This is a genomic window from Mixta hanseatica (assembly GCF_023517775.1).
GTDB classification, from domain to species: Bacteria; Pseudomonadota; Gammaproteobacteria; order Enterobacterales; family Enterobacteriaceae; genus Mixta; species Mixta hanseatica.
Genome location: NZ_CP082904.1, coordinates 3,026,280 through 3,044,689 on the forward strand (window position 1 = coordinate 3,026,280; position 18,410 = coordinate 3,044,689).

Annotated in this window: 15 protein-coding genes, 6 tRNA genes and 1 other RNA gene; 14 read left to right on the forward strand and 8 right to left on the reverse strand. The window is 54.2% G+C overall.

All coding sequences use genetic code 11. The features are described from left to right. Positions 1–19 precede the first annotated feature (19 nt). Positions 20–1,276 (reverse strand): alanine transaminase, encoded by a 1,257-nt coding sequence (alaC, locus tag K6958_RS14400; protein WP_249891778.1) that lies wholly within the window; start codon positions 1,274–1,276, stop codon positions 20–22. Between the two features lie 234 nt (positions 1,277–1,510). On the opposite strand from alaC, the gene K6958_RS14405 reads away from it, so the two are divergent. Together K6958_RS14405 and K6958_RS14410 are read left to right on the forward strand one after the other, a co-directional pair. Then, positions 1,511–3,193 (forward strand): sensor histidine kinase, encoded by a 1,683-nt coding sequence (locus K6958_RS14405; protein WP_277614725.1) that lies wholly within the window; start codon positions 1,511–1,513, stop codon positions 3,191–3,193. Positions 3,194–3,206: 13 nt separating this feature from the next. Continuing rightward, positions 3,207–3,941, forward strand: a complete 735-nt coding sequence (locus tag K6958_RS14410; protein ID WP_249891780.1) for a LytR/AlgR family response regulator transcription factor — start codon at positions 3,207–3,209, stop codon at positions 3,939–3,941. An 81-nt stretch (positions 3,942–4,022) separates the two neighbouring features. Here the strand turns inward: K6958_RS14410 and glk are convergent, their stop codons facing one another. Beyond that, a complete protein-coding gene (gene glk, locus K6958_RS14415) occupies positions 4,023–4,988 on the reverse strand; it encodes a glucokinase (protein WP_249891781.1) in 966 nt (321 codons plus the stop codon). Positions 4,989–5,143: 155 nt separating this feature from the next. Next, positions 5,144–6,796 carry an alpha-keto acid decarboxylase family protein gene (locus K6958_RS14420; RefSeq protein WP_249891782.1) on the reverse strand — a complete coding sequence of 551 codons (1,653 nt, stop codon included), beginning with the start codon at positions 6,794–6,796 and terminating at the stop codon, positions 5,144–5,146. Between the two features lie 213 nt (positions 6,797–7,009). Here K6958_RS14420 and mgrA point away from each other — a divergent pair, with 213 nt between their 5' ends. Continuing rightward, positions 7,010–7,999 carry an L-glyceraldehyde 3-phosphate reductase gene (gene mgrA / locus K6958_RS14425; protein ID WP_249891783.1) on the forward strand — a complete coding sequence of 330 codons (990 nt, stop codon included), beginning with the start codon at positions 7,010–7,012 and terminating at the stop codon, positions 7,997–7,999. 146 nt (positions 8,000–8,145) lie between these two features. Further along, the gene (locus K6958_RS14430) at positions 8,146–8,571 is read left to right on the forward strand and encodes a DUF2502 domain-containing protein (RefSeq protein ID WP_249891784.1); all 426 of its coding nucleotides are present in this window, start codon (positions 8,146–8,148) and stop codon (positions 8,569–8,571) included. 85 nt (positions 8,572–8,656) lie between these two features. Here K6958_RS14430 and K6958_RS14435 read toward each other — a convergent pair whose 3' ends face one another. After that, a complete protein-coding gene (locus K6958_RS14435; protein ID WP_249891785.1) occupies positions 8,657–9,901 on the reverse strand; it encodes an Nramp family divalent metal transporter in 1,245 nt (414 codons plus the stop codon). 360 nt (positions 9,902–10,261) lie between these two features. Here K6958_RS14435 and K6958_RS14440 point away from each other — a divergent pair, with 360 nt between their 5' ends. Further along, positions 10,262–11,449 (forward strand): NupC/NupG family nucleoside CNT transporter, encoded by a 1,188-nt coding sequence (locus K6958_RS14440; RefSeq protein ID WP_249891786.1) that lies wholly within the window; start codon positions 10,262–10,264, stop codon positions 11,447–11,449. Positions 11,450–11,690: 241 nt separating this feature from the next. Here the strand turns inward: K6958_RS14440 and K6958_RS14445 are convergent. After that, positions 11,691–11,766, reverse strand: a tRNA-Ala gene (locus K6958_RS14445). Between the two features lie 42 nt (positions 11,767–11,808). After that, positions 11,809–11,884, reverse strand: a tRNA-Ala gene (locus K6958_RS14450). A gap of 418 nt (positions 11,885–12,302) precedes the next feature. Between K6958_RS14450 and K6958_RS14455 the strand changes: the two genes are divergently transcribed. After that, entirely contained in the window at positions 12,303–13,091 is a 789-nt protein-coding gene (locus K6958_RS14455; RefSeq protein WP_249891787.1) for a formate/nitrite transporter family protein, read from the forward strand. Between the two features lie 125 nt (positions 13,092–13,216). Continuing rightward, a complete protein-coding gene (locus K6958_RS14460) occupies positions 13,217–13,570 on the forward strand; it encodes a YfeC-like transcriptional regulator (RefSeq protein WP_249891788.1) in 354 nt (117 codons plus the stop codon). A 50-nt stretch (positions 13,571–13,620) separates the two neighbouring features. Here the strand turns inward: K6958_RS14460 and gltX are convergent, their stop codons facing one another. Continuing rightward, positions 13,621–15,036 (reverse strand): glutamate--tRNA ligase, encoded by a 1,416-nt coding sequence (gltX, locus tag K6958_RS14465; RefSeq protein WP_249891789.1) that lies wholly within the window; start codon positions 15,034–15,036, stop codon positions 13,621–13,623. Positions 15,037–15,307: 271 nt separating this feature from the next. Here gltX and K6958_RS14470 point away from each other — a divergent pair. The 6 genes from K6958_RS14470 to K6958_RS14495 all read left to right on the forward strand — a co-directional run bounded on the left by K6958_RS14470 (position 15,308) and on the right by K6958_RS14495 (position 16,359). Beyond that, positions 15,308–15,383 (forward strand) — tRNA-Val (locus tag K6958_RS14470). 41 nt (positions 15,384–15,424) lie between these two features. Continuing rightward, positions 15,425–15,500 (forward strand) — tRNA-Val (locus K6958_RS14475). A 26-nt stretch (positions 15,501–15,526) separates the two neighbouring features. Beyond that, positions 15,527–15,602 (forward strand) — tRNA-Val (locus K6958_RS14480). A 2-nt stretch (positions 15,603–15,604) separates the two neighbouring features. Continuing rightward, positions 15,605–15,680: transfer RNA gene (locus tag K6958_RS14485), tRNA-Lys, on the forward strand. 29 nt (positions 15,681–15,709) lie between these two features. Next, positions 15,710–15,834: non-coding RNA, RtT sRNA (locus tag K6958_RS14490), on the forward strand. A 165-nt stretch (positions 15,835–15,999) separates the two neighbouring features. Next, positions 16,000–16,359 carry a FlxA-like family protein gene (locus tag K6958_RS14495; protein WP_249891790.1) on the forward strand — a complete coding sequence of 120 codons (360 nt, stop codon included), beginning with the start codon at positions 16,000–16,002 and terminating at the stop codon, positions 16,357–16,359. Here K6958_RS14495 and K6958_RS14500 read toward each other — a convergent pair. Then, positions 16,356–17,276, reverse strand: a complete 921-nt coding sequence (locus K6958_RS14500) for a LysR family transcriptional regulator (protein WP_249891791.1) — start codon at positions 17,274–17,276, stop codon at positions 16,356–16,358. The genes K6958_RS14495 and K6958_RS14500 overlap by 4 nt on opposite strands. Positions 17,277–17,369: 93 nt before the next feature. Here K6958_RS14500 and K6958_RS14505 point away from each other — a divergent pair, with 93 nt between their 5' ends. After that, positions 17,370–18,386 carry a bile acid:sodium symporter family protein gene (locus K6958_RS14505; protein ID WP_249891792.1) on the forward strand — a complete coding sequence of 339 codons (1,017 nt, stop codon included), beginning with the start codon at positions 17,370–17,372 and terminating at the stop codon, positions 18,384–18,386. Positions 18,387–18,410: the final 24 nt, after the last annotated feature.

Below are 18,410 nucleotides of genomic sequence, written 5' to 3' on the forward strand. Positions count from 1 at the left end.
GCCCAATGTATTTGGCTGGCTAAATATCGCTTTTCTGCTCTGTTTCCACCGCTTCGCTGCTTTTGCCGTTGACCGGCAGAATACCATCGGCACGAAACATCGCTTTAATCCCCCGCACCGCCTGGCGAATACGATCGCAATTCTCAATTAGCGCAAAGCGCACGTGGGTATCGCCATAGTCGCCAAAGCCGACGCCCGGCGAGACGCAAACTTTTGCCTCCTGCAGCAGCCGTTTGGCAAACTCCAGCGATCCCAGCTCTGCGTAGCGATCGGGGATTTTTGCCCAGACGTACATTGAGGCTTTCGGTATTTCCACCATCCAGCCCGCCTCATGTAGCCCTTTTACCAGCACGTCGCGGCGGCGTTTATACTGCTGGGCGATATCGCGCACGCACTGTTGATCGCCTTCCAGCGCGGCGATAGCCGCCACCTGCAGCGGGGTAAAGGTGCCGTAATCGTGGTAGCTTTTAATGCGCGCCAGCGCGGCCACCAGCTCTTGATTACCGACCATAAAGCCGATGCGCCAGCCTGCCATATTGTAGCTCTTCGATAGCGTAAAAAACTCAACCGCTACGTCGCGCGCGCCCGGCACCTGCATAATAGAGGGCGCTTTCCAGCCATCATAAACAATGTCGGCGTAGGCCAGATCGTGAACCACCAGCACGTTGTACTGCTTCGCCAGCGCAATCACCCGCTCAAAGAAATCCAGCTCGACGCACTGAGCGGTCGGATTAGAAGGAAAGCCGAGGATCATCATTTTCGGCTTGGGATAACTCTCGCGAATCGCCCTTTCCAGCTCGTTAAAAAAGTCTACGCCCGCTACCAGCGGCACCGAACGTACCTGCGCGCCGGCGATCACCGCGCCGTAAATATGGATAGGATAACTGGGGTTCGGCACCAGGACGGTATCACCATGATCGAGCGTCGCCAGCATCAGATGCGCCAGCCCCTCTTTCGAGCCGATGGTAACAATCGCTTCTGATTCAGGATCGATTTCGACATCGTAACGGTCGGCGTACCAACGCGAGATTGCCCGGCGCAGACGCGGAATGCCACGTGAAGTGGAGTAGCCGTGGGTATCGTCACGCTGCGCAACCTGACAGAGCTTTTCGACGATATGCGGCGGCGTCGCGCCGTCCGGATTACCCATGCTGAAATCGATAATATCTTCGCCGCGTCGACGCGCAGCCATTTTCAGCTCAGCGGTAATGTTAAAAACGTAGGGGGGAAGACGTTCAATACGCGAGAAACGACGAGACGAGCTGTTATCAGCCATAGCATCCTCTGTGAGTACGTAAGCGCCCGGACCGTCCGAGCGACGCTGACCACTGATTTGGTCGAATAATGAACATAGCCTGGCGACACTCGCCTTGTCGACAGGGAAGAAAAAATAAACTTTTTATCGAGGGCGCGGCGGAAAAATGCGAAGATCGTGGCGCCGTATGGCCACATTTTTTATGATGTTACCTCTTCATTACGCCACGAGATGCCTGTGCAATCCATATTCGATATGCTGCTGGCGGTGTTCGATCGCGCCGCTTTAATGCTGATTTGCCTGTTCTTTTTGACGCGTACGCGTCATTTTCGCCAGCTGTTGCAGAAAGATGAGCACTCTCGTCAGGAATTACTGGCGGTGACCGCGATTTTCTCGCTGTTTGCCCTGTTCAGCACCTGGTCGGCGGTGAATGTCGAAGGCTCGCTGCTGAATGTGCGCACCATTGCCGTGATGTCTGGCGGCATTCTGTTTGGCCCGTGGGTGGGCATTATCACCGGGGTTATCGCCGGGCTGCATCGTTTTTTAATCGATATACACGGCGTCTCTTCGGTGCCCTGTTTGATCACCAGCATCATCGCTGGGGCGGTCTCCGGTTGGATTAACCTGAAGGTGCCAAAGGCGCAGCGCTGGCGGCTTGGCATACTCGGCGGGATGCTGTGTGAATCCCTGACCATGCTGTTGATTATTCTCTGGGCAAGGCCGCCGGCGCTGGGTCTGGAGATCGTCTCTGAAATAGCGATTCCGATGATCCTCGGCGCCGTCAGCATCGGCCTGATTGTCCTGCTGGTGCAAAGCGTAGAGGGGGAAAAAGAGGCGGTTGCCGCGCGTCATGCCAAGCTGGCGCTGGACATCGCAAACAAGACGCTACCGCTGTTCCGCCAGGTTAACAGCGACTCGCTGCGCCAGGTGTGTGAAATCATTCGCAACGATATTAATGCCGATGCGGTGGCGATGACCAATAAGCACCAGATACTGGCCTATGTCGGCTACGGCGAGCAGCACTATCGTCAGGGCGACGATAGCCTCAGCCCTACCACGCGGCAGGCGATCAATTATGGTAAAATCATTATTAAAAACAACGATGAGGCCTATCGCACACGCGATATCCATTCCATGATTGTCATTCCGCTGTGGGAAAAAGGCGAAGTGACCGGCACGCTAAAAATCTATTATCGCCATGCGCACCGCATTACCTGGTCGCTGAAAGAGATGGCGGTCGGGCTGTCGCAAATTATCTCTACCCAACTGGAGGTGTCGCGTACCGAACAACTGCGTGAAATGGCGAATAAGGCGGAACTGCGCGCGCTGCAAAGCAAGATTAACCCGCATTTTCTGTTTAACGCGCTGAACGCTATCTCCTCCTCGATTCGCCTCAATCCCGATACCGCCCGTCAGCTGATTATTAATCTGTCACGCTATTTGCGTTATAACCTTGAGCTGAATGACGATGAGCCGATCGACATTAAAAAAGAGCTTTATCAGGTTAAAGATTATATCGCCATTGAACAGGCGCGCTTTGGCGATAAGCTGACAATGATTTATCACATCGACGAAGAGATAAACTGTACCTTGCCCAGCCTGCTGATCCAGCCGTTGGTGGAAAACGCTATCGTGCACGGTATTCAGCCCTGTCGCGGTAAAGGGGTGGTGACGCTGTCGGTGGAGGATCTCGGCGATCGGGTACGTATTGCAGTGCGTGATACCGGAAACGGCATTAGCGATGAGGTTATCGCACGCGTACAGCGCAACGAAATGCCCGGCAATAAGATTGGCCTGCTAAACGTGCATCACCGCGTTAAGCTGCTGTACGGCGGCGGGCTACAGATTACGCAGCTGCACCCGGGCACCGAAATCGTCTTTTTCATCAGTAAAAATGGTGAAAAGCTGCCGGAAAAAACGCTATCGCTGACGGCCTGAAGGAGAAGTACAAGTGAAAGCCATCATTGTGGAAGATGAGTTTTTGGCGCAGCAGGAGCTGAGCTGGATGATTAAGCAGCACAGTAGCATCGATATTGTCGCCTGCTTTGATGACGGTCTCGACGTGTTGAAGTTTTTGCAGCACAACGACGTGGACGTGATCTTTTTGGATATTAATATTCCGTCGCTGGATGGCGTTCTGCTGGCGCAAAACATCAGCAAGTTTGCCCATAAGCCGCAAATCGTTTTTATTACCGCCTGGAAAGAACATGCGGTGCAGGCATTTGAGCTGGAAGCTTTTGACTACATCCTTAAGCCCTATCACGAGTCGCGCATCGTCAGTATGCTACATAAGCTGGAAGCGCACTGGCAGCAACAGCATCACTCCGCCGCGCCGGAATCTTCGCCGCGGCCGGTGGCGCAAACCGTTAATCTGATCCGGGATGAACGGATTATCGTGACGGATATCAATGAGATCTACTATCTGGAAGCGCACGAAAAGCTGACTTTCGTCTATACGCGACGCGAGGAGTATGTCATGTCGGTGGCGATTAGCGAGTTTTGTAGCCGACTACCGGAAAGCCAGTTTTTCCGCTGCCATCGCTCTTACTGCGTAAACCTGAACAAGATCCGCGAAATCGAACCCTGGTTTAATAACACCTATCTTTTACGGCTGCGCGACCTGGATTTTCAGGTGCCGGTTAGCCGCAGTAAAGTTAAAGCGTTTCGCCAACTGATGCGTTTGTAACGTGCGTTAAGCAAGCGGCTTCAGCACAAGGCGGGATACGTTTAGCCCGCGCATGCGCAGGCTAAACGCCTCTCTGAGGGGTTACAGCACGCGTCCCAGCGTCTGGCGCAGATGCGCGCCCGCGCCCAGCAGCCCTGGCTGATCGTGCTTGATCATATAGACCGGGATATTGTGTACGTAGTCACGGAAGCGGCCTTTATCTTCAAACGCGGCGCGGAAGCCAGAGGCTTTAAAGAACTCCAGGAAGCGCGGCACGATACCGCCGGCGATATAAACGCCGCCGAAGGTGCCTAACGTCAATGCCAGGTTACCGCCGAAGCGCCCCATAATCACGCAGAATAGCGACAGCGCGCGGCGGCAGTCGATGCAGCTATCGGCCAGCGCACGTTCAGAAACGTCTTTGGGCTTCAGGTTTTCCGGCTCGCGCTTGTCGGATTTAACAATAGCGCGATACAGATTCACCAGCCCGGCACCTGACAAAACGCGCTCTGCTGAAACGTGACCCAGCTCTTCACGCAGTACGCGCAGGATCAAATCTTCCTCAACGCTGTTCGGCGCGAAATCGACATGTCCGCCCTCGCCCGGCAGGCTGACCCAGCGGCGATCGACATGAACCAAATGCGCTACGCCCAGGCCGGTTCCCGCGCCATAAACGGCAATCGGCTTGTCTTTCACCGCTGAGTCGCCGCCAAACTGAATCACATCATTTTCCGTCAGCATCGGAATGGCCATGGAAACGGCGGTAAAGTCGTTAATGATTTCCAGGTGGTCAAACGCCAGGCTGGCCTTCAGCGCTTTGGTAGAGAACGCCCAGTCGTGGTTGGTCATTTCGACCCAGTCTTCGGTGATCGGACAGGCGATGGCGATACAGCCATCTTTAATATCCTGCCCCTGCTCTTCGAGAAACAGACGGATCACCTCTTCCAGGCTGTGATGCTCTGAGGTGGAATATGTCGTAACCTGAGAAATCAGGCCGGTTTCTACTTCACACAGCGCCAGGCGCGCGTTGGTACCGCCAACGTCACCCACCAAAGCGTATTTAGTCATTATTCTGCTGCTCCGCTTATGTCAATTCACTACGGGACACTATAAATTTCCCCCGGTAAAACAACAACGCTCATCAAAACGAAAGCGCTTTGCCAAATTGCCCGTTACCTTAACCGTGAAAGTTGTTGCTGAACAGCACCATCTTTCTGAAATCTTTATCCTGAATTACGCTGATGCAGCGAGGCGGAAACCTGCTGCAGCAAAGGCGGCATATCCAGACGCGGCAACATCACTTCAACCAGTGAAAGGCGACGCGCATCGGCAATCAGCTTCATGACTTCCGTCAGCTGCACCGTCTCCAGCACGCGCCAGCTTTGCGCCGGACACGCGGTGCTCAGCGCCTGCGGTATTTGCGTCCAGTTCCAGGCGGCAATATCGTTATAACGCTGATCGGCGCCGTTAATCGCGCGTTCTACGGTATAGCCGTCATTATTTAAAATAAAAATCAACGGCTTCAGATTATCGCGCATCATCGAGCTTAGCTCCTGCACCGTTAACTGCGCAGAACCATCGCCAATCAGCAGAATGACTCGCCGTTCAGGCTCTGCGGTCTGGGCGCCGAAGGCCGCCGGCAAAGTATAGCCGATAGATCCCCATAACGGCTGCACCACCAGCATTGCGCCGGAGGGCAAACGCAGCGCCGCAGCGCCAAACGCGGCGGTGCCCTGTTCCGCAACAATCAGATCGCCCGGTTGCAAAAACGCCTGTAGCGCCTGCCAGAAAGCGTTTTGTGTCAGGCCGGGTTGGTCACACGTTGCCAGCGGCGCGGGCTGACAATGGTTCAGCGTCCAGTGGGCGGCATAACGCTGGCACAGCTGTTGCAGCTCCGCTATTACCGTCGCCATCGGTAGGGAGTCGAATCGTTTTCCAGCGACCGTGACGCTAAACGGCTGCACGTCGATGGTTTTTGCCGCCTCGATTTGCTGAGTAAAGCCGACCGTAATGGTATCGGTGAAGCGTACGCCGATAGTGAGGATCACGTCCGCCTGCTCAATCACCCGCCGCGTTTCAACGGCGCAGCCTTCTCCGGCATAGGTGCCGGCAAAACCGGGACGCTGTTCATCCAGTACGCCTTTTCCCATTAGCAGCGTGGCATGCGGCAGCGGAACCGCCTCCAGCCAGTGCGCCAACTGCTGCTGTACGCCAAAGCGGTCGGCGAGGAAATCGGCCAGCAGCGATACGCTGCGCGCGCCTGCCAGCAGCGCGTCCGCCGCGCGGCGAAAATCCTCAAGCGCCTGAGCATCAGGCAACATCTGGACCGTTAACGGCTGCGTCGGGGCGCAGGCTGGCACGCTGGCGACATCCACCGGCAGCAGTAAATAACCCGGCCGCCGCTGCGTCAGCGCTTCACGGATAACGCGATCGATTTCTGCGCAGGCGTTTTCGGCGGTAAGCGTCGCCTGGGCGACCGTCACCTCACGCTGCATACGTAAAAAGTGGCCAAAGTCACCGTCGCCCAGCGAATGATGAATCAGATCGCCGCGCTGCTGCGCCGCTAAAGAGGGCGCGCCGACAATATGGATCACCGGCAGGTACTCCGCGTAGCTGCCCGCAATGCCGTTAATCGCGCTCAGCTCGCCAACGCCGAATGTGGTCAACAGCGCGGCGGGCCGGCCACTGCGCGCGTAACCATCAGCGGCGTAAGCGGCGTTCAACTCATTGGCGCAGCCTACCCATGCCAGCCGCGGATGGGCGATAACCCGATCGAGAAACCCGAGGTTAAAATCCCCCGGCACGCCGAACAGGTGATCGATACCGATTTCATTCAGTCGCTGTAGCAGATAATCACTTACCGTTAAGCCAGACATAGCAGACTCCTTGCGTCATCAGGTCATTTCAGTATCGATTATTCTGCCGTCGCGTCGACATACGATATTGTTATCTTCCGTCGTCGCGTGGCAAGCGCGCGTTACGCCTGAGCATTTTTCGGTAATTGCGATCTGTTCCGCGGCTTTTCCTTGGTGTAAACGCATACACTGATAAGCTCACTGCTTAACCGCTTCTTTCTTCAGGAAATCGCCATGCACTATCAACCCGCCGCTGAGCGTTATCAGCAGATGGAATATCGCCGTTCCGGCCGCAGCGGCCTTAAGCTGCCCGCCATCTCTCTTGGCCTGTGGCATAACTTTGGCGACAGCACGCGCGTTGATAACAGCCGCGCGCTACTGCGTCACGCCTTCGATGCGGGCATTACTCACTTCGACCTTGCCAATAATTACGGCCCGCCGCCGGGATCGGCAGAGGAAAACTTTGGCCGGATTCTACGGGAAGATTTTCGCGCCTGGCGCGACGAACTGATTATCTCGACCAAAGCGGGCTATACCATGTGGGATGGGCCATACGGCGACTGGGGTTCGCGTAAATACCTGATCTCCAGTCTCGATCAGAGCCTGAAGCGCATGGGGCTGGAGTATGTCGATATTTTTTATCATCACCGCCCCGACCCGGAAACGCCGCTGGAAGAGACCATGATGGCGCTGGATCAGGTAGTGCGTCAGGGCAAAGCGCTGTATGCCGCTATCTCTAACTATCCCGCCGATCGGGCAGCGGAGGCGATTAACATATTGCGCGAGCTGGGCACCCCCTGTCTGATTCATCAGCCAAAATATTCACTGTTTGAGCGAAAGCCGGAGGAAGGCCTGTTAGATGTGCTGCAGCGCGACGGCGTAGGCTGTATCGCTTTTTCGCCGCTGGCTGGCGGCGTGCTGACCGATCGCTATCTGCATGGCGTTCCGGAAGATTCCCGCGCCGCCAGCGGTAGCCGTTTCCTGAATGCCGAACAGCTAACGGCGGATAAAATGGCGAAGGTGCAACAGCTTAATGCTATCGCGCAACGACGTGGACAGAAACTGGCGCAGATGGCGCTGGCCTGGGTGCTGCGTCAGCCTGCCATGACCAGCGTGCTGATTGGTGCCAGTAAAACCAGTCAGATCGACGATGCGGTACAGATGTTGCAGCAAAATCCGCTGAGCGCGGAAGAATTGCAGGAAATCGAAAGCGTACTGCGTTAATCTTTTCTCTGGCTGTCGCCGCGCAGCCAGAAAACTCCCAATCCAGATTATCCTTAACTTTTTCAGAAACCCGCCGATGTTATGCCTGAGCTTTCTTTATATGCTGGCGCCACAGTGCTGCTGTTTGCGCGCTGATAAGGAGAAATATGAAACGTGCCATTATTTTTGCCGCTTTGCTGGCAAGCTTGTCCCCTTTCGCTATACACACAGCACAAGCCGATGGCGCCACGATTACTCTGGCTCCGGGCGTGACGTTACAACTGGGCGATCGCGATCGCCACGGTCAATACTGGGATGGCGGACGCTGGCGCGACGGGCGCTGGTGGCACGATCGCTATGAATGGCAACAGGGCCGCTGGTGGCGTCATGAGCAGTGGCGACGCCACCGCGACTGGGAACGCCAGCAGTGGCAACGCCATGAATGGCAGCGTGAGCGTGAATGGCGGCATCATGAGCGCGCCCGTGAGCGTGAACATCGCAAGTGGGAAAAACAGCGTGAACGCGAGCATCGTAAATGGGAAAAGCACCGCGAACATGAGCATCGCCAGTGGGAGAAACATCATCGCGACTAATCACCGCCGCTCTGTTACGGGCGGCATTGCCTGATAAAATCGCTGCCCGATCCTGAAAAAAAGCGCCGTCCTCACGGCGCTTTTTTTATCCCAGACCCAGCGCTTCACCAACCAGCAGATAGATATTCAGCGTGACGACCAGCGCCACAATCACCCAGCCGACGAATTGCATCACGCGTGAGTTGGTCATATCTCCCATCAGCTCCTGCTTGCCAGTAAAGACCAGCAGCGGTATTAGCGCCAGCGCAATACCGAAGCTCAACAGTACCTGACTCATGACCAGAATGCGCGTGGGATCCCAGCCCGCCATGATCACAATAAAAGAGGGCAGCATAGTGATGGTCCGGCGCAGCCAGAGCGGGATATGAAAGTGAATAAACCCCTGCATCACCACCTGCCCCGCCAGCGTGCCGACTACCGTAGAAGAGAGGCCCGCCGCTACCAGACTCAGACCAAAGACTAACGCGGCGGCATCGCTAAGCAAGGGTTTCAGCGTCAGGTAAGCCTGATCAAGATCCGCCACGCCGGTATTCCCATTGAAATGGAAGGCCGCCGCTGCCGTCGCCATCATCGCCAGATTAACAAAACCGGCAATGGTCATGGCAATTGCCACATCCAGCTTGGTGGAAGAGTAACGCTCGCTGCGCGAACTGCCGCGTCCGCCATTCTGCGTCAGGGATGAGTGCAGATAAATCACGTGCGGCATGATAGTCGCGCCCAGCACGCCCGCCGCCAGAAATACCGCGTCAGCCGTCGGCAGCGAGGGCAACGCCATGCCGCGTACCAGTTCGCTCATTTGCGGCTGGGAGAAGAACAGCTCAACGATATAGGCCGCAGCGACAAACAGCAGCAGCCCGCCGATAACCAGCTCCAGTGGTTTTTGACCCCGGCTTTGCAGCATCAGAATCAAAAAGGTAGCCACGCCGGTGAGTACCGCGCCCTGTAACAGCGAGATGCCCAGCAGCATCTTAAAGCCGAGCGCGGCGCCGATAAATTCCGCCAGATCGGTCGCCATAGCGATAATCTCCGCCTGCACCCAGTAAAACCACACCGCCGGACGCGGAAAGCGATCGCGGATATGTTCAGCGAGGTTTTTGCCGGTGGCGATCCCCAGTTTGGCGGACATCAACTGAATAATCGTCGCCATAATATTGGCCCATACCACCACCCACAGCAGTTTATAACCGTAAGAGGCGCCCGCCTGAATATTGGTGGCAAAGTTACCAGGATCGATATAACCAATTGCCGCGATAAAGGCCGGCCCCAGCAACGCCAGCTTTATCTTACGGGCTCCGCGTGCTGCTCGTTCCGCGGTGCGGCTTTCTAACATAGTCATTATCCTGTCTAAAAGTTGTGTCACCCTTACAGATTAAAGGGACATAAGCCAAGGTAAAATATGATTATCGTTATCGCTGTGATAGCTCGCGCTATAAAGTATAGCAAAGGCTATATTTGTATTCACAATAGCCGACTGTTTACCGCGCATCAACCCACTAAATGTAGGCCATCCCGCAAATGTTAACAATGCGCATGTGGTTTTTTTAATCGGTGTTACAGTTGTGATCGGGATGACTTTTCTGATGCGCGTTACGATAGGCAATTGTTATATTGTGGAGTTGATCTCGTTTTTACGCCCGGTGTTACATAGAATACGCAGCGAAATATAATCTGCCTCAAATTTGGAGCATACATGTCCCGCATTTTGCATTTTGTTCTGGCGCTGGTGGTGGTTGCGTTACTGGCCTTGCTGGTAAGCCGCGATCGTAAAAATATCCGCGTCCGTTTTATTATACAGCTATTAGTCATTGAGGTACTGCTTGCGTGGTTCTTCCTTAACTCCGAAGCTGGCCTGGGATTCGTAAAAGGCTTTGCCGGCCTGTTTGATTATCTGCTGAAATACGCTGCTGAAGGGACCAACTTCGTATTCGGCGGTATGAATGAAAAAGGTCTGGCGTTCTTCTTCCTGAATGTTCTCTGTCCGATCGTCTTTATCTCCGCCCTGATTGGTATCTTGCAGCACTTCCGCATTCTGCCTATCGTTATTCGCGCTATCGGTACGGTACTGTCGAAAGTTAACGGCATGGGTAAGCTGGAATCCTTTAACGCGGTCAGCTCACTGATTTTGGGACAGTCAGAAAACTTTATCGCGTATAAGGATATCCTGGGTCAGATGTCGCAGCGCCGCATGTACACCATGGCCGCCACCGCGATGTCTACCGTCTCCATGTCTATCGTGGGGGCCTATATGACCATGCTGCAGCCACAATATGTGGTAGCCGCGCTGGTGCTGAACATGTTCAGTACCTTTATCGTGCTCTCGTTGATTAACCCCTACCGTGTCGACAGCGAAGAAGATTTGCAGCTGAGCGATCTACATAAAGGGCAAAGCTTCTTTGAGATGCTGGGCGAATATATCCTGGCTGGTTTCCGCGTGGCGATTATCGTGGCGGCGATGCTTATCGGCTTTATCGCTATCATTTCCGGCATTAATGCGCTGTTTGATGCCATTTTTGGCATTAGCTTCCAGGGCGTGCTGGGCTACGTCTTCTTCCCCTTCGCCTGGGTGATGGGCGTTCCTGCCAGCGAAGCGCTGCAGGTGGGCAGTATTATGGCCACCAAGCTGGTTTCCAATGAATTCGTAGCCATGATGGATCTGCAGAAAATCGCTGGCCAGCTCTCTCCGCGTGGCGAAGGCATCCTGTCGGTGTTCCTGGTCTCTTTTGCCAACTTCTCTTCTATCGGCATCGTGGCCGGTGCGATTAAAGGTTTGCATGAAGAACAGGGTAATGTGGTTTCCCGCTTCGGCCTGAAGCTGCTGTACGGCTCTACGCTGGTTAGCGTGCTTTCTGCTTCTATCGCCGGTCTGGTGCTATCCTGATCGCATCAGCATTGAAAAAAACCGGGCCTGGCCCGGTTTTTTTATGCGCGCGGTTAAGGCGTATAATCAGGCTTCGACGGGCGTAAAACAGATAAGCGGATAAGCGGATAAGCGGATAAGCGGATAAGCGGATAAGCGGATAAGCGGATAAGCGGATAAGCGGATAAGCGGATAAGCGGATAAGCGGATAAGCGGATAAGCGGATAAGAATAACGGCGAAAACAAGAAATCGAAAGGAAAATGGTGGAGATAAGCGGGATCGAACCGCTGACCTCTTGCATGCCATGCAAGCGCTCTCCCAGCTGAGCTATACCCCCACATCAGATGATTACCGTTACCAAACCTGTTGGGATAAGATTTGGTGGAGCTAAGCGGGATCGAACCGCTGACCTCTTGCATGCCATGCAAGCGCTCTCCCAGCTGAGCTATAGCCCCATACCGGATAATCGTGTCGTGTTGACGAAGCGCATGATATGAAACCGCCTCCAGGGTGTCAACGGCAAATTGAAAATCTGTGTTTGATCGCTGAAAAAGACGCCAAACAACATTTAACACCTTCTGCGCCAAAGGGCCCGACTACCGGATAATCCTCCTTAAAATGCGCTTCTGTCTGCTGGCTATCGCGCCGGTTGCCGTTGGGAAAAGATTTATTACTGGCTGGCCCTGCAGATACTCGCCTCGTTGTTAATATAGAGTTAACTTCTTTATAAAATGATGCTTGTTATTGTTAATTTGCTATGCAAAACTTCGCACGCTAATTAATCTACTGGTTGATCGAATCCGCTCTGGCTGCGTCCTGCCGCCGACGAGAAGCGAAAACCATCGTTACCCTTTGACTAACACCAGAGCTACTATGTCCTTGCATTCACCTAAAGAAATCGCTGCCATTGCTATCCAGGCTGGCGTGGCGAAAAGTCGTCTGTCTGTTTCGTCCCTGTTAATTCTTGGCTTTATGGCTGGCGCATTTATTGCGACCGGTTTTCTGCTTGATCTGCATGTCATTAATAAACTGCCGGCGGACTGGGGTTCTTTTGGCGGTTTTCTTGGCGCTGCCGTTTTCCCGGTTGGCCTGATCCTGACCATTCTGGCCGGCGGCGAGCTGTTGACCGGCAATATGATGACCATGCCTATCGCCTGGTTTGCCCGTCAGGTAAGCGGCTTCAGCGTACTGCGTAACTGGTTCTGGATCACCATTGCTAACTTTATCGGCAGCGTGGCCGTCGCCTGGTTTTTTGGTCATCTGCTTGGTATGACCGAAGGCGATTACCTGACTAAAACCGTGGCGATCGCGACGGCTAAAGTCAATGCCGACTTTATGCATGCCTTTATCTCCGGCATCGGCTGTAACTGGCTGGTCTGCCTTGCCGTCTGGCTGGCCTTCGCCAGCAAAGATATGGTGGGTAAGATTTTTGGCGCCTGGTTCCCGGTGATGGCTTTCGTGGCTATCGGTTTTCAACACGTGGTTGCCAATATGTTTATCGTTCCGGCAGCAATCTTTGCCGGCCAGCTTAGCTGGGCTGAGTATCTGCCGAATTTTATCGCCGTGTTTCTTGGCAATGGCGTTGGCGGTGCGGTTTTCGTCGCCCTCGCCTACTTCCTTGCTTTCCGTCCTGCGGTAGAAAGTGCATCTGCTTCACGCTAATACTGTTTGTCCTCTGCCTGCGGGCAGAGGGCATCACCTTTCCTGTTAGTGATCCTCGTTAGTTAATCGCCTGACTTTTTCATGTAATATATTTGCCTGTTGCTTAAGTTTACAGGGACTGAAACGTGAAAGAGGAATGGTTAACGCCGGATGAGCTTGCCCAACGGACAGGCTATACGCGTCAGACAATCAATAAATGGATTAAGCGCGAGCACTGGATAACGAAACCCAAGCCCGGCGTACAGGGCGGTAAAGCGCGCGTGGTGAAAATCGACGAACGGGTGGCGGCTTTTTTAGATGACACGCGCCATGCGGCGGAACCGGCCGGTATCTATCTGGCGAAAACCAATACGCTGTCCGCCTTACTGAATACTTTTGTCCAGCAAATGACGCCGCAAGAACAGGAAAAGCTGCAGAAATTGCTGCTGCGTGAAGGCGTTAAAGGACTGCTTCAGCGGCTGGATATTGAGAGCAAATAAAAAAAACCGGAAGCTTGCTTCCGGTTTTTTTATGCGTCGCGCAAAAAGCGTTAGCCCTGAGCTTCACGCTCGCTAATAAAGGCCAGCGCCTTTTCGATACGCGCCACTGCACGAGAGCGGCCAATCGCCTGCACCGTTACGTCCAGCGCCGGGGATTGCCCTGCACCGGTTACCGCCACGCGCAGCGGCATGCCTACTTTACCCATGCCTACTTCCAGCTCGTCCGCCGTCGCCTGAATAGCGTGGTGAACGTTTTCCGCCGTCCAGTCGCTAATCGCCGCCAGTTTATCGCGCACCACTTCCAGCGGCTGACGCGCAACCGGACGCAGATGTTTTTTCGCCGCATCCGCATCAAAGGCGTCGAAATCTTCATAGAAATAGCGGCAGCTGGCAGCCATCTCTTTCAGCGTCTTACAGCGCTCGCCAAGCAATTTTACCAGCTGCGCCAGTTCAGGCCCGGTACGGGTATCAATTTGCGCCTGCTCGATGTGCCATTGCAGATGCGTAGCGACATATTCCGCAGGCAGGCTATTAATGTAGTGATGGTTCAGCCACTGTAGTTTCTCGGTGTTGAACGCGCTGGCAGATTTGCTGACCGCATCTAAAGAAAAAAGCTGCTTCATCTCTTCAATAGAGAAAATCTCCTGATCGCCATGGGACCAGCCCAGACGCACCAGGTAGTTAAGCAGCGCTTCCGGCAGATAGCCGTCGTCACGATATTGCATCACACCTACTGCGCCGTGGCGCTTAGAGAGCTTTTTGCCGTCGTCGCCGAGGATCATAGAGACGTGCGCATAAACCGGCACCTGCGCGCCAATCGCCTGTAGGATGTTAATCTGGCGCGGCGTGTTATTGATATGGTCTTCGCCACGGATAACGTGGGTGATCCCCATATCCCAGTCATCGATCACCACACAGAAGTTATAGGTCGGTGAACCGTCGGTGCGACGAATAATCAGATCGTCCAGCTCCTGGTTACTGAATTCGATCGGGCCACGGATCTGATCGTCGAACACCACGGAGCCTTCCTGTGGGTTGCGGAAGCGCACCACGTGCGGTTCATTATCAGCATGATGTTCATGGCTGTCACGGCAGCGACCGTCATAGCGCGGCTTTTCGCCGTTCGCCATTTGCGTTTCGCGCAGCTGCTCCAAACGTTCTTTCGAGCAGTAGCATTTATAGGCGGTACCCGCTTCCAGCATCTCGTCAATCACCGCATTGTAGCGATCGAAACGCTTGGTCTGATAATAAGGGCCCTCATCCCAGTCCAGATTCAGCCAGTTCATGCCATCCATAATGGCGTCGATGGCCTGCTGAGTGGAACGCTCCAGATCGGTATCTTCAATGCGCAGGACAAATTCACCGCCGTGGTTACGAGCAAACAGCCAGGAATAAAGCGCGGTACGTGCGCCGCCAACATGTAGATAGCCGGTCGGACTGGGCGCGAAACGGGTTTTGATTTTCATTGAGCTTGCCTTAGTGCGCAGATTTTCTGCGGAATGACAGAAAAGATGATTTTCATGCATTGTTTCAGTGCGCATATTCTAACATCTACCCTTGATTCCTCAACGGCAAACCCGGCGTTGATGCGGCATGCTGCTGAATTTTCATGCATCAAGGTCTTGATTTCGGCTAAAAGCGCGACACACTGCCTAATTTTAAGACGAACAAACATTTTCGTTTTAAAAAGCGTTGACTCATTTCCAACTCTCCCTATAATGCGACTCCACACAGCGGGGGTGATTAGCTCAGTTGGTAGAGCATCTCCCTTACAAGGAGGGGGTCGGCGGTTCGAGCCCGTCATCACCCACCATCTCTAAGATGGCCCGCAGTGTAAGACAGAAGATAAAAGATGGGTGATTAGCTCAGTTGGTAGAGCACCTCCCTTACAAGGAGGGGGTCGGCGGTTCGAACCCGTCATCACCCACCATCTTTTATAGTTTGTCGCACCGAAATGGGTGATTAGCTCAGTTGGTAGAGCACCTCCCTTACAAGGAGGGGGTCGGCGGTTCGAGCCCGTCATCACCCACCATCGGGTCGTTAGCTCAGTTGGTAGAGCAGTTGACTTTTAATCAATTGGTCGCAGGTTCGAATCCTGCACGACCCACCAGTGTAGAAAGGCGCCCTAAAGGCGCCTTTTTGCTATGTAAAAACGGCAGGATGAGAACCTGCAGCAGGTTCGGGCCGAGCGAAGCGAGACAACGTTGCCGGCGGCAACGGCCCGAAGGGCGAGGCGAAGCCGAGTTATCCTGCACGACCCACCAGTGTAGAGAGGCGCCCTAAAGGCGCCTTTTTGCTATATAAAGATGGCAGGATGAGAACCCCGCCCTTTCTTTTCACTTTCTTAGCGCTTTTTTTACGCTTCGCACCCTGAAGTCTCATCTCCTGATAACCGATAAACGTATTGGTCTATAACCAAGGAGATAATCATGACGGCAATCACTACCACCACCCCCAGCGTAGGACAAAGCAGTAGCAGCAACGGCAGCAGTAGCGGTAGCGATGTTTCTTCGCAGATTTCGCGTATTACCAACCAGATTAACAAACTGCAAACACAGCTGAAGGATATCAGCAACACCAGCGGCACCGCCGAAGAGAAACAGAAACAGCAGGAGCAGATCCAGGCGCAAATCAAACTGCTGCAGGCGCAGCTGGCGCAGTTACAGCGCCAACAGGCTGAAGAAGCGACGAAAAAGCAGGAAGCGAAAGAAGGCAGCAGCGGCAGCGCAAAAATCGCTGATGGCGTAAATCGCCCTACTGCGGAAAATCAGATCAACGTTTATATCTAAAAAGCGGGCATTATTTGCCGCTGTTGCGTCAGCAGCGTTGCCTGCTGACGCACCTCCTGCCAGATCACCTCGGCGGCGGGCGTCAGAGAGCGATTTTTGCGCCGAATCAGCATCAGCGTCCGATTAATTTCCGGCAACAGCCGCCGTACCATTAATGGCCGCCCGGCGGGCAACGGCAACGCCAGCGCAGGCAGAATACTGATGCCTATCCCGGCTTCAACCATCGGATAAAGCGTAGTGGGATGGCCGATCTCCTGCACAATTTCCGCCTCGACCTGCTGTTGTTTGAGCGCCTCATCGATTAATACCCGGCTGCCGGAAGCATAATCCTGCAGCACCATGGTGCGTCCGCTTAGCATCCGCCAGTGCAGATCTTCAACCTGTGCCAGCTTATCATCCTGACGGCACAATAGCAGGAACGGCTCATCAAGAATCGGCTGCGAGGCGAATTCGCCAGCGGCCAGCGGCCCGACCACAATGCCGAAATCCACTTCAGCATCGCGTACGCTTTGCAGCACCCATTGCTGCGGCCGATCGCGCAGCATCACTTTAATTTCAGGATAATGTAGCTGGCTGGCCGCCAGGCACTGCGGCATCAGATGGGCGGAAATAGTCTGGCTGGCTGCTACCCGTACCGTGCCGCTGCGCTGCTGTCCAAAGCTGCGCGCATCCAGTAGCGTGGTATTCAACTCTTCCAGCAGACGTTCAAGCCGATTGGCCAGCTGCTGCCCGGCGCCGGTCAGAATGACCTCGCGCGTAGTGCGATCCAGCAAACGGATGCCCATTTCCGCCTCCAGCTCTTTAATGCTATGGCTGACCGCCGACTGGCTAAGACCAATCACCTGCCCTGCCTGGCTGAAGCTGCCGTGCTGCGCCACGGCCACAAACACCCGTAGCTGTCGGAGCGTATAATTCATCTTTTTTATTCATCAATGGATGCAATAAATCAATTTTATTTCTAAACCCGTCTGACGCACAATAGGCCATCGAATTTTAACCTGGTTTTAACAATGCGAATTCTGCGTCTCGACCCGATGATGGTCAAATTGCTGATCGTGGTGCTGCTGGCGACCTTTTTACCGGCAAAAGGCGGCTTTGTTCCTTTTTTTGAATGGCTTACCACCGCCGCGATTGCGCTGCTGTTCTTTATGCACGGTGCCAAACTGTCGCGTGAAAAAATCATTGCCGGCAGTAGCCACTGGCGGCTGCATCTGTGGATTCTGTTCAGTACCTTTGTGCTGTTCCCCATCCTCGGGCTGCTGCTGGTATGGTGGCATCCGGTGAACCTGAGCGATGAAATTTACACCGGCTTCGTTTACCTGTGCATTCTGCCAGCCACGGTCCAGTCCGCTATCGCTTTTACTTCCATGGCAGGCGGTAACGTTGCAGCGGCGGTCTGTAGCGCCTCTGCTTCCAGCCTGCTCGGCGTATTCATCTCGCCGCTGCTGGTCAATCTGGTGATGAATATTCATAGCGAGATGCCAGGCAACGGCCTGGAGCAGATTGGGCGCATTATGTTGCAACTGCTGGTGCCGTTTGTGCTGGGGCACCTGTCGCGCCGCTGGATTGGCGGCTGGGTTGAGCGCCATCGCAGCCTGATTGGCAAAACCGATCAAACGTCTATCCTGCTGGTGGTCTATTCCGCCTTTAGTGAAGCGGTAGTTAACGGTATCTGGCATCGGGTAGGCGTCATTACCCTGCTGTGGATTCTGGCGGGAAGTGTACTGCTGTTGGCAATTGTGTTGGTGATTAATGTGCTGGCGGCGCGACTGTTCGGCTTTAAGCGGGCGGATGAAATCACTATTCTGTTCTGCGGCTCGAAAAAGAGCCTGGCGAATGGCGTGCCGATGGCTAACATCCTGTTTCCCGCCGCCGCCGTGGGGATTATTGTTCTACCGCTGATGGTGTTTCATCAGATACAGCTGATGGTCTGCTCGTTTATCGCCCAACAGTATAAAAAGAAGAATGAAACTGAGCTGCAAGCCAGCATGCCGAAAGGCAAAGCGGTAGTAGAGTCGCAGAAATAACCCTGACGCGCCGTCGTTGACGGC

What these genes read in the sequence shown, in the direction of transcription:
- alaC (WP_249891778.1), bottom strand. Translation starts at nt 1,276, where the DNA reads ATGGCTGATAACAGCTCGTCTCGTCGTTTCTCGCGTATTGAACGTCTT.
- K6958_RS14405 (WP_277614725.1), top strand. Translation starts at nt 1,511, where the DNA reads ATGCTGCTGGCGGTGTTCGATCGCGCCGCTTTAATGCTGATTTGCCTG.
- glk (WP_249891781.1), bottom strand. Translation starts at nt 4,988, where the DNA reads ATGACTAAATACGCTTTGGTGGGTGACGTTGGCGGTACCAACGCGCGC.
- K6958_RS14420 (WP_249891782.1), bottom strand. Translation starts at nt 6,796, where the DNA reads ATGTCTGGCTTAACGGTAAGTGATTATCTGCTACAGCGACTGAATGAA.
- mgrA (WP_249891783.1), top strand. Translation starts at nt 7,010, where the DNA reads ATGCACTATCAACCCGCCGCTGAGCGTTATCAGCAGATGGAATATCGC.
- K6958_RS14430 (WP_249891784.1), top strand. Translation starts at nt 8,146, where the DNA reads ATGAAACGTGCCATTATTTTTGCCGCTTTGCTGGCAAGCTTGTCCCCT.
- K6958_RS14435 (WP_249891785.1), bottom strand. Translation starts at nt 9,901, where the DNA reads ATGTTAGAAAGCCGCACCGCGGAACGAGCAGCACGCGGAGCCCGTAAG.
- K6958_RS14440 (WP_249891786.1), top strand. Translation starts at nt 10,262, where the DNA reads ATGTCCCGCATTTTGCATTTTGTTCTGGCGCTGGTGGTGGTTGCGTTA.
- K6958_RS14455 (WP_249891787.1), top strand. Translation starts at nt 12,303, where the DNA reads ATGTCCTTGCATTCACCTAAAGAAATCGCTGCCATTGCTATCCAGGCT.
- gltX (WP_249891789.1), bottom strand. Translation starts at nt 15,036, where the DNA reads ATGAAAATCAAAACCCGTTTCGCGCCCAGTCCGACCGGCTATCTACAT.
- K6958_RS14495 (WP_249891790.1), top strand. Translation starts at nt 16,000, where the DNA reads ATGACGGCAATCACTACCACCACCCCCAGCGTAGGACAAAGCAGTAGC.
- K6958_RS14500 (WP_249891791.1), bottom strand. Translation starts at nt 17,276, where the DNA reads ATGAATTATACGCTCCGACAGCTACGGGTGTTTGTGGCCGTGGCGCAG.
- K6958_RS14505 (WP_249891792.1), top strand. Translation starts at nt 17,370, where the DNA reads ATGCGAATTCTGCGTCTCGACCCGATGATGGTCAAATTGCTGATCGTG.